Origin of the sequence: Okeania sp. (assembly GCF_035285525.1) — a bacterium.
Taxonomy (GTDB): Bacteria; Cyanobacteriota; Cyanobacteriia; order Cyanobacteriales; family Microcoleaceae; genus Trichodesmium.
The window spans coordinates 1-10,135 of the sequence record NZ_JAYKGW010000111.1; the positions used below are offsets into that span (position 1 = coordinate 1).

The window sequence follows — 10,135 nt, forward strand, 5'->3', positions numbered from 1 at the left end:
ATAATCAGGATATTGTCAACTTTATGATCTCACTTGCAGTCACCAAATACCATAAGTAATTCTACTTAATTCAATAGACGAATTTCCTGTAACTTGTTATAATACATATTGAAGTGCGGAATGTGGGTTTAAGAGACTGTTTGTAAAAAAAAGCTAAAGATGGCCATGAAGAAGTATTGAAGGTAGGAAAATCAAAAAACCATTAGCGCTATTAAATAAATGTCCCGAAAATCTTATGCCAGGGATTTAAGCGATCGCGAGTGGCAACTACTCGAACCTCTGCTACCGAAACCTCAAAAACGAGGGCCATGCGCCAAATGCTAATCTCAGGTAAGTAGTGAATGGTATATTCTATATCCTTTACTCTGGTTGTCATTGGCGTTCTTGGCCACATGATCTACCGCCTTGGCCAACTGTGTCAACTAAATGTACGTAAATGGCAGCGATATGGTGTTTGGGAAGAAATCAATCATACTCTACGGCGAGAGACAAGAGTCCAAGAAGCACGACATCCAGAACCTACTGCAGCAGTTGTTGATTCGTATGGCGATAAAAACAACAGCAAAAAGGGGGAGGTATATGGCTATGATGGTGGTAAAAAAGTAAAGGGTCGTAAGCGTCATATCTTGGTTGATACTCAAGGATTACTACTAGGAGTAGTGGTAAGTGAGGCCAATATGGGAGAACGATTAGGAGCGACAGCGCTAGTCATGGAACAGGCTAAAAATATTCCAGATGTAGAATTAGTTTGGGCTGACTCTGGTTATAGAGGACCAAAATTTGCGATGGTGATCGCAGACCTAATTTCAGCACGAGTGGAAATAGTTAAGCGTAATAGTCAAGAATTTGAAGTCTTGCCTAGACGATGGGTAGTAGAGAGAACTTTTGCATGGCTAGTTCAGAACCGACGTTTAGCTGTGGACTATGAACAGCTACCAGAGATTAGTGAAGCTCTGATTTACACTGCAATGATTAGATTGATGTTACGAAGGCTTGGTACTAAAAACTCAGGCCGTTCTTAAGATTTGTTTTACAAACAGTCTCTTATTTAAGTGCTATTACTTATAAAAAAACTTTATTATTCCCCATAAAAATCCTGATATTCAGTAATATTACAGATAAGTTAATTGATTTTGGTGCAATACTATCATAGGACTGACAAAAGTAAAACCAAAAAAAGGAAACCCTATCAAATATGTTTTCTCACTTTTTATTAAAAACCTTCTACGAGTTGAACAAATTTAGTTTCAATTCATTTTTTCAAGAAAAAAAGAGTGATATTGAAAATATCTTTATAATTTTACAAAAAATAATTGGATATCTAATTTTTTTAGAGGTGTTAGAAAAAGCAATTATTTTTGACTTGAAAGCGTAACTACAAACAAAGAATAAAGTAGAAATATTTGAAAGATGATCTAATTAATACGAATGAAGCTAAATTCTTTCTGTCCTAAATATAGCGGATTCCATATTTAATAGACATCTCCAAAAAAGAGGGAGTAGGGAGTAGGGAGTAGGGGGAAAGAATAGATGATTTAATTTTTTATTTTTGGAGATGTCTAATATATAGGACTAAAGCCATGAGGTAGGAAAAACAAGGGTTTGAGATTGCTTCCCTTCGGTCATATCGGACGAAAATACGTTCGAGTTCCGTAAGTCCTGATATATTTGGAATTCGTTGTTATTAATTCTTGTTCTTTTTTCCTCTTGCTAATTTCTAGCTAACTCTGGATGACGACCAAATAAACCAGTCATTACCCGCAAAGACAAAGATTTAAACATGGGAATAATTCCCATACCCCATAAACCTAAACGACGAATTGCCACGATAGGCAATAAAGTACCAGAAAACATTCTATCCAGAAAATCGGTAACTGCCAGAATTACTAAATTTTCCTTCCTTCGCCAACTTTCATAACGCTTCAATACCCGAAGACCTCCAAGATCCTCACCTTGCTGATGAGCAGATTTCAAAATTTCTGCGATCGCTCCCACATCTCGAATACCCATATTCAAACCTTGACCTCCCACCGGATGGCAACAGTGAGCAGCATCCCCTATCAAAGCTAAACGATGTTGAACATAGCGATCGCTCTGCATTAACTGTACTGGAAAAACATAGCGATCGCTCAATAACTCTACCTTACCCAACAAACCACCAGTCCGCTCCTCCAGTTTTGCCAAAAATTTCTCTGGCTCCAACTCCTGCAACGCCTTGGCCTCAGTATGAGGAGCTGTCCATACCACTTGACAACGATTTCCAGGCAAGGGCAAAACCCCCATCGGACCACTTGGCCAAAATCTCTCAAAGGCAATATTATGATGAGACTTTTCAATTTTAATAGTCATTGCTATACAAGACTGCCAATACTTCCAACCATGAGTCTCAATACCAGCAGTTTCACGAATAGGAGACCTTGCTCCATCTGCTCCTACGACTAATTTAGACCGGATACTAAAAGTTGCTTCTTGATCAGATAAATTATTTGTTTCCTTGTGTTTCAGTTGGACTTCCACAAAATCTGATTGATAATTTACTCCCAAAACTTCTACTGGACATAACCAGGTAAGTTGGTCAGAGTCTGTCAAAAATTCTTGCATTGCGCTCAACATGACTTGATGTTCTCCGACATAACCCAATCCTTCTTTCGGGTTTAATTTTTTGCCCGTGGCAACCAAATCATCAGGATAGAATTGGACAGTGCGAGGGTAGTTGCCATCAGAAAGACTAATTTGCTGATATGTGGTGATTTTGGGCAAAATTTTTTGCCAGACTCCTATACCATCCAATATTCTGCCAGATACCAGAGAAAGATTATAAGCCAGTTTTTTTCCTGCAACTACAGATTTAGGTTTAGTTTCCACTAATGCAATTTTTAAGCCAGAATTTTTCAGGGCGCAAGCTAAGGCAGTTCCAGCAATACCCCCACCAACAATCACTAAATCGTAGTCCAATTTTGGGGTAGTGGTTGTTTCGGATCGAGAATTTTTAAATAGTTTTTCTTTTACCATATTTATTTTTAAAAGTCAAGGTTTTAAGAATTTGTACTTATGTACATCTATAATTGTGACGCAACTTTCAAGAAAAATGTAGTGAAGGTTTGCGCTCAAAAGTCTTTTAGGGGGACTTGTACAAAAAAAGTAGCAAAAAATAGGCTCATTGCTATATACAGCCAGAGGCTTTGAGGTCGAAAATGTATAATCCTTTTATTCTCAAGGGTTATAGCCATTTTTAGAGCTTTGATGTAATTCCCCTACCTAGACTGACTTTGAAGCATTTTTCTACCCAGAAAATGTGTAAGTCCCACTAAAAGCTTTATCTGTAAATACTTTGAATTTTCATCAGGAATTCCTAATTAAAAATATAGTAGTATTAAGTTAAGCAAATGTTGGCTTTATTAATTAAAAAGCTGATCGCTGATCGCTAATAACTGAATGCTTATCCCTAATTATTAATTATTAATAATACTTTCCAAAAGTTCCCAATGAGAATTTTCTACTATTAACTTAGTCAATAAATAAAATACTTGATAGCAATGATTATCTAATTTGACAGCTAGTTCTTCACTTCTAACAACTATCTTAATTCTAGTTTTTTCAGTAGCATTAGATAATCGCTCAAGATTTATATCTATATAGACAAGTTTAGGAAAAGAAACTTGACCTGGAAGCTCACGAGCCATTAAATAATCTCTGCGATTATAAATAATTTCACAACCACAATAAGTTAAAATCTCTATAAAAATTGGCTGTAAATCTTCTATCCCAAAACTAACAGTAAATATACCAGTATAGCGAGCCATAAATAACTCCAAAGATAGACCTAACTTCTTAACTTAACAAATAAGTTGGTACAAATAAGTTATTAAAATAGAATTGAAAATCTCGGAAATAATTGAGACTGCTTTCCCCAATTTGTTCCACTCTCTAGGACATAATTATGTTTAACTATGTCTGCCTGCTTAAGTAGTGTTTGCTACAACTTAAATACAACTATTGTAGATTATCATAAAATAGTCTCGTGGGAAATGTAAATTTGTTGACAATTCTTAGGAAAGTCAAAAAGTTGATTATATACAATTGTTGATACAAAATGATAGGTAAGCTAATAGTTTTTGAAGGTGTAGAGGGAGGGGGTAAAACCACTCAAATCCAACTCTTAAGGAATTGGTTGTTAGACAAATGTCAGTTGGGTAAATTTTTATCAAAATCTCTAGATTTAGAAGTTGTCGTCACACGAGAACCGGGGGGAACAAAGGTTGGTAAGATTTTACGAGAGTTGCTTCTGAATGCAGATGTCTCTGGAGAACAAATTCAAGCGAGAGCAGAATTATTATTGTATGCAGCAGACAGAGCGCACCACATTGATGCTTTAATTAAACCTTCTTTGGAAAGAGGAGCTATAGTTTTGTGCGATCGCTTTATTGATTCGACTATTGCTTATCAAGGATATGGCCGTGGTTTGGATTTGAAGTTGATTCAAGAACTTAATCATATCGCTACAGGTGGTTTAACCAGTGATTTAACTTTTTGGTTAGATATTGATGTGGAAATTGGTTTAAATAGAGTTAAAAATAGAGGGAAAATCGACAGAATAGAACAGACTAATATTGAGTTTCATCAACGAGTAAAAACAGGGTATGAAGAGTTAGCTAAAAATAATTCTTTAATGGTAAGAATAGATGCTCATTTAACTGTAGAAAAAATTCAAGAGCAAATTCAAGAAATTATGAGAAAAAAGTTGCTGGAATGGTAAGCATTTAGCAGTCAGCATTTAGTAGTTAGCTATCAGTTAGGAGTTACTAACTATTTAAGGATTAAAGAACAAGTTGAAAAACTGAGAGTAGGGATGTTCCATAGAACGTCCCTACTGCATTCTTTCATCTAAAAATGTGCATGATTATTTGTTATTGCGTTTTCAGCGCTTGAGCTGACATGAAACCCTACACGACATAAAAAGCCCAGCTTTGCGAAGCGCCAACGACTCTTAAGCAATCTCAGGCCAACTTCCTATTGCACAATTACTGGACTAACACAGCTAAAATGGTGCATTAGGAAATCAAGCTCTGTAGGGGCGGGTTTCTTTATTAAGTTAACGAGTCTTCACCGATAAGTTGGCTAAACCTGCCCCCATGATATCACACAACCTCTAATGGGGCGGCTTTATGTAAACCTTAGATTAAGCATGAAAATTTCTGCTCAAACCCGCCCCTACATATTGCACCATTTAAACTGAAACAGCCCACTACTGGACTAACACAGCTAAAATGGTGCATTAGGAAATCAAGCTCTGTAGGGGCGGGTTTCTTTATTAAGTTAACCAGTCTTCACCGATAAGTTGGCTAAACCCGCCCCCATGATATCACACAACCTCTAACGGGGCGGCTTTATGTAAACCTTAGATTAAGCATGAAAATTTCTGCTCAAACCCGCCCCTACATATTTATTGCACCATTTAGCATTTTAACCATTAAGACTTTGACTAGCATAAGCATCCATGCTATATGCGGGTACACGCTGACTATAGTCTAATTTATTACCAGTCAAAGATTCAGATAAATTTTCAAAAGAATCAGAATTCCAGTTACGCTCGTGGATGGGCTTACTTTGTTCACCTAAGAAGTAAGCTTGACTTCCAATTACTGCTGCAGCTACCCAAGCGATAACGAATAGTGAAACTACGATAACCATAACTTTTTTTCCTTTACATTTTTTAACCTTACTGTAAATAAATGTAACAAGTTATTGCTTTAAGTGTCAAGTTATTGTATTTATGGCAAACCGAATAAAAAGTTATAGTAATCCGTACCTGTTTAAGCTTGACATAAATTAAAAATATGAGGTAATCACACTCTTCTTTATTTGTTCTAGGTGCAATATCATGTACAGGACTTACGCAAAGGTACTATATATGGAGTTAAAAAACTATTGTGCAATAGTTTTAAGCACTATATCTAGAGTCGCTGCCTAATTCCTGATGTATAGTTTTTTTACCAAGAATTGTATTATCGTTAATAAAAATGACAGGACTTACGCAACTGCAACGTATTTTCGTCCGATACGACGGTCGGGAAGCAATTTCAAACCCCTGTATTTCTTACCTCATGGCTTTAGTCCTAACCATGTTAAGGTACTCGTTTTCGATCCCGAACCAGAGGTAATTGTAAAATGGAACAACTAGAAAAATATCGTCAATTAGTTCAGCAGGTACTTGCAGAACATAATAAAAATAAGCCTTCTTATGGAGATATAGAGCAATTTACGATTGTCGATACCCAAAATGATCGTTATCAGTTGGGCACTGTTGGCTGGGATGGCGATCGTTGCGTATTTCGTTGCTTAATTCATATTGATATCAAGGGCGATCAAATTTGGATTCAGTATGATGGTACAGAGGTAGGAGTTGCCAATGAACTGTAATTGAATTAGGAATACCCAAAAAATCTATCGTCCTTGGTTTTCACGATCCAAATGCTCGGAAGTTCACAGAATTTGCCGTTAATTGAAAATATAATACAACGCTTCCCACTAAAGGTGAGGTATGCTGATCGCGGGCAATATCCCCGCACTACAAAATTTTTACTGATAACTGATCACTGAAATAGCTCTTGCCATGCTCGAAATAAATTTCCTCGCATGAGAGCAGCAATACCATTTAATGACCTAATTTCTGGTTGATGAGGATCGAGTTTCAAAGCAGACTGCAAAGCTATTTCCGCTGCCCCAGGATTAAGGTTGTATAAATAGACAAAACCCAAATAAGCGTAAGCAAAAGGGTTATGGGAATCTAAATCCGTTATCCTAGTTAAAGTAGCGATCGCTCCCTCTGCATCTTTTTGCAAAACTTGCGCCAAAGCTAAACTATAGAGCAACTCTAAATTATCTGGTTCCTGTTGCAAACGATAGACTAAAGTTTGTTCTGCTTGCTGAGTATAGTCTTGAACAGGATCGTATTGATTAACTCGCCCCACCTCCGCAAACACATTTTCTAAACCTTTTATTCCCAGAGGTAATTTTTGCCCCCACATCCGCAACTGCGTCACTAAATCTAATTCTGGTGCTGGTAAAGTTGGCGCTTGGGAGTTAACTTCTACCCGCACTGGTGGTTCCACAGCAATAGGATAACTTTCCCCAGTTTCTCGGTTTAGATATGTTGCTTCTAATAGATAAGTTCCGGGTACGATCTTAGTTGGTGGCAACATTCCCATCCGTTCAATAACTTCAAACCCAACCTCAGACTCATTTGCTAGAAACATTCCAGGGTGCAAAGTTCCCATCCCGATACCATGATCGTGAATAAATTTGGTGGCAGTTTTATATCCCCCCCTTACAAAGGGGGGTAAGGGGGGAGTATTCAAAGTCTCCCTTACAAAGGGGGATTTAGGGGGATTATCAATGTAGTTACCCAAAGAAATCAAGAAACCGGGTTTATTATCCTGGTTATTATTATTCAAATCAGGGAATTTTGTAGATAAACCCGCTTTCTGCTTAAATCCTGCCAAAGAAACCCGGTTTTTTGGAAAAACCGGGTTTCTGGGTTCAAAAACCGGGTTTCTGGATTCGGGGGAAACCTTCAAAGTCCCCCTTTCAAAGGGGGATTTAGGGGGATTAATATTTTCTCGACGATAAGTTAATAAGACTAAACCTGACTGTAATTCTTGCCAGGAACCAGACCATTTATAGGTAATAGGTATGGGAGTTCCTGATCTAATTTTTGGGGATAAAATTATATAATCTAGTTTAACTTTTTCCTGTGGTTTAGTTAGGGGATGAACTTCTATTGGAAAAAATTGACTGTGATAAAGATTTAAGTTACTATTATCTGGCAAATTCCAACTTTTGCGCAGGTAAAAATTCTGGTTATTTTCAATAATATTTACAATAGCAGCTTGAGCTTTTTTAATTCTTTTTATAGAACCTTGGTTATTAGTTTTAGTAAGAAACCAAGAAAGCGATCGCGCGTCTTGTTCTACTTGTTTTAAATTAGTTCCAACTTGCCGACCATAGACTTGTAAATTTTGTAGAGCGCCGTAATAATTTAAGTTATGTTGATTAATTTCTGGAGTGGATGGTAAAACTCCTAAAGTTGACTGTAAATAGGGTTCAGTTGTGATAATTTCGGCAATTACTTTTCTATGAGGAAATTCTTCACCTAAATGAGCATAATAAGTAGCACCAGGACTTAACCAAGCAGTAATTATTTTGAGAAAAATTCCACCTACAGACCAGATATTTAATAACATTAAAAGAATTGCTAAACTAACAGTAAAATAGCGAATTGGTTTACCGACTTTTCTGGGAAATTGCATCAAACCAAAGGCTAATAAAATTGATAAAACTGGCAATAATGGCAAAGTATAACGAAAATCTTTATTGATATTGAGAGAGGAAATTAGGTATCCGCCGATTAAAAATACAGCTATCCATCGAAAAGAATCAAGTTGAGTAGAAAACTTTTCTGTTTTTTTCTTCAGTCGAATAAAGTAAAAAATTAATCCACCAATAGGAATAATTAAGAGAGGCAAAGAAATATGATAAGGAAGTAATTTTGCATAATAAATCCAAGCATCTAAACTTAAGAGATTGGGGTCGCCTTCAGCAATAGCCGAATCTACCGTTGCTCGTTTACCAGCAGTTAACATTAAGAGCCAATTTGTTCTTGCCCAAGGGTAAAAAATTGCGACGGATAAACACAGAGAATAAATTAGTTGAATTAATTTGTACCACTGTCGTTTTTTGAGAATATTTATTCCTATCCAAAGTAAGGGAAAAAATAGGAAAAATATTGTGGTTTGCTTAACTAAAATTGCTAGACCGAAAGTTAAACCAAAAGCAGTTGCTAAAAGCCAGTCTTTGAGAGATTTATCTGGAAATAATTTATCTGTTTGAGCAGATAATAATCTTATAAATTTTTCCAAAAACAATATAAATTTATTCCCTGTTCCCTCTTCCCTCTCCAATATTTTTTCATCAATTTCTTTTCCCTGTTCCCTATTCCCTATTCCCTGTTCCCTATTCCTCCAAAACGTCAAACAACAGAAACTTAAAGTTACCATTGCCGTCAGGGGATAATCAAGTAAAAATTGTAAACGATATCTATATAATCCCGGAAATAATATACATAATACTGCTGCCCAAAAAGCAACTTTTTGATTAAATAATTTGTTGCCTAAACTGTAAACCGAAGTCAGTAAAATAGCACTAAAAAATAGATGTACTAAAGTTGCTTCATCAGCACCTCTACCAAAAATATTTTGCAACGGCACAGTCAGAATATAAGTTAACGGCGGAACCTTCGGTGAAAGCTGCCAAAAATGTTGCCACCATTCTCCAGAAAATAATTGTACATTTTGCAAAGCACGCCAATAGGTGAGGGAACCTGTGAGATAGTCTGCCTGATCCCAAGCCGGAACAGACTTATCGAAAGCAAACCAGAGGCGATCGCTTACCGCCCCCAATAACCAGAGGATAGTTAAAATAAGGATGTGATTAATTTTAGGTTGTTTTTTTTCTTGGGAAATCATAATTTTAGTTTAGTAGGTTGGGTTGAGGCACGAAACAAGGGCAAAATCAGTATTCATATATATATAATCTGCTTGCTTTGGAGAATAAGGTTCTACCATAAAAAAAGAGCGAAAATTGCTAGTTATAGGGGGTTTGGAGACCAAACCCCTACGATCTTGAATTCTACCGATACTACCGGATTTGATATCAGAATGACTTTTGATATGATCAGGACTTAGGCAGAGCTACTATATATAGAGTTAAAAAACTATTGTTCAATAGTTTTAAGCACCATATCTAGGGTTGCTGCTTAAGTCCTGATTACTACTTTGTTGGGTTGAGGTACGAAACCCAACCTACGCTTATGAAAAGGATTTAACAATCTATCGTACCAACCTACGCTCACCGGACTGTCGCTGCTGAAACGTTCTTCAAATTAACAAACTGCCAACTCGCCGATCTTGCGTGTTTCTGGGTGATAAAATCCTCAAACAATTAGGCAATCATAATATCTAGGGGCGGGTTTATATAAATCCTAGAATCAGCATGAAAATTTCTGCACAAAATATCTAGGGGCGGGTTTATATAAATCCTAGAATCAGCATGAAAATTTCTGCACAAAATATCTAGG

Annotated in this window: 7 protein-coding genes and 1 pseudogene; 4 read left to right on the forward strand and 4 right to left on the reverse strand. The window is 36.6% G+C overall.

Annotated features, from left to right (window positions below):
* Window positions 1-219: 219 nt before the first annotated feature.
* Window positions 220-1,022: pseudogene (locus tag VKJ25_RS10575) on the forward strand (IS5 family transposase).
* A gap of 688 nt (window positions 1,023-1,710) precedes the next feature.
* On the opposite strand, the gene VKJ25_RS10580 reads toward VKJ25_RS10575, so the two are convergent.
* Entirely contained in the window at window positions 1,711-3,012 is a 1,302-nt protein-coding gene (locus tag VKJ25_RS10580; RefSeq protein ID WP_324236597.1) for an FAD-dependent hydroxylase, read from the reverse strand.
* A 440-nt stretch (window positions 3,013-3,452) separates the two neighbouring features.
* Window positions 3,453-3,803 carry a hypothetical protein gene (locus tag VKJ25_RS10585; protein ID WP_324236598.1) on the reverse strand — a complete coding sequence of 117 codons (351 nt, stop codon included), beginning with the start codon at window positions 3,801-3,803 and terminating at the stop codon, window positions 3,453-3,455.
* A gap of 290 nt (window positions 3,804-4,093) precedes the next feature.
* On the opposite strand from VKJ25_RS10585, the gene tmk reads away from it, so the two are divergent.
* Window positions 4,094-4,756, forward strand: coding sequence for a dTMP kinase (gene tmk, locus VKJ25_RS10590; protein WP_324236599.1), 663 nt, complete (start codon window positions 4,094-4,096; stop codon window positions 4,754-4,756).
* 707 nt (window positions 4,757-5,463) lie between these two features.
* Here tmk and VKJ25_RS10595 read toward each other — a convergent pair.
* A complete protein-coding gene (locus tag VKJ25_RS10595; protein WP_324236600.1) occupies window positions 5,464-5,691 on the reverse strand; it encodes a photosystem II protein, Psb35-related in 228 nt (75 codons plus the stop codon).
* A gap of 477 nt (window positions 5,692-6,168) precedes the next feature.
* Here VKJ25_RS10595 and VKJ25_RS10600 point away from each other — a divergent pair, with 477 nt between their 5' ends.
* A complete protein-coding gene (locus VKJ25_RS10600) occupies window positions 6,169-6,420 on the forward strand; it encodes a XisI protein (protein WP_324236601.1) in 252 nt (83 codons plus the stop codon).
* Between the two features lie 26 nt (window positions 6,421-6,446).
* Window positions 6,447-6,506, forward strand: coding sequence for a hypothetical protein (locus tag VKJ25_RS10605; protein WP_324236603.1), 60 nt, complete (start codon window positions 6,447-6,449; stop codon window positions 6,504-6,506).
* 87 nt (window positions 6,507-6,593) lie between these two features.
* Here VKJ25_RS10605 and VKJ25_RS10610 read toward each other — a convergent pair whose 3' ends face one another.
* Window positions 6,594-9,524: a hypothetical protein gene (locus VKJ25_RS10610; protein ID WP_324236602.1), complete on the reverse strand. Its 2,931-nt coding sequence runs from the start codon at window positions 9,522-9,524 to the stop codon at window positions 6,594-6,596.
* Window positions 9,525-10,135 lie beyond the last annotated feature (611 nt).

What these genes read in the sequence shown, in the direction of transcription:
- VKJ25_RS10580 (WP_324236597.1), bottom strand. Translation starts at nt 3,012, where the DNA reads ATGGTAAAAGAAAAACTATTTAAAAATTCTCGATCCGAAACAACCACT.
- VKJ25_RS10595 (WP_324236600.1), bottom strand. Translation starts at nt 5,691, where the DNA reads ATGGTTATCGTAGTTTCACTATTCGTTATCGCTTGGGTAGCTGCAGCA.
- tmk (WP_324236599.1), top strand. Translation starts at nt 4,094, where the DNA reads ATGATAGGTAAGCTAATAGTTTTTGAAGGTGTAGAGGGAGGGGGTAAA.
- VKJ25_RS10585 (WP_324236598.1), bottom strand. Translation starts at nt 3,803, where the DNA reads ATGGCTCGCTATACTGGTATATTTACTGTTAGTTTTGGGATAGAAGAT.
- VKJ25_RS10600 (WP_324236601.1), top strand. Translation starts at nt 6,169, where the DNA reads ATGGAACAACTAGAAAAATATCGTCAATTAGTTCAGCAGGTACTTGCA.
- VKJ25_RS10610 (WP_324236602.1), bottom strand. Translation starts at nt 9,524, where the DNA reads ATGATTTCCCAAGAAAAAAAACAACCTAAAATTAATCACATCCTTATT.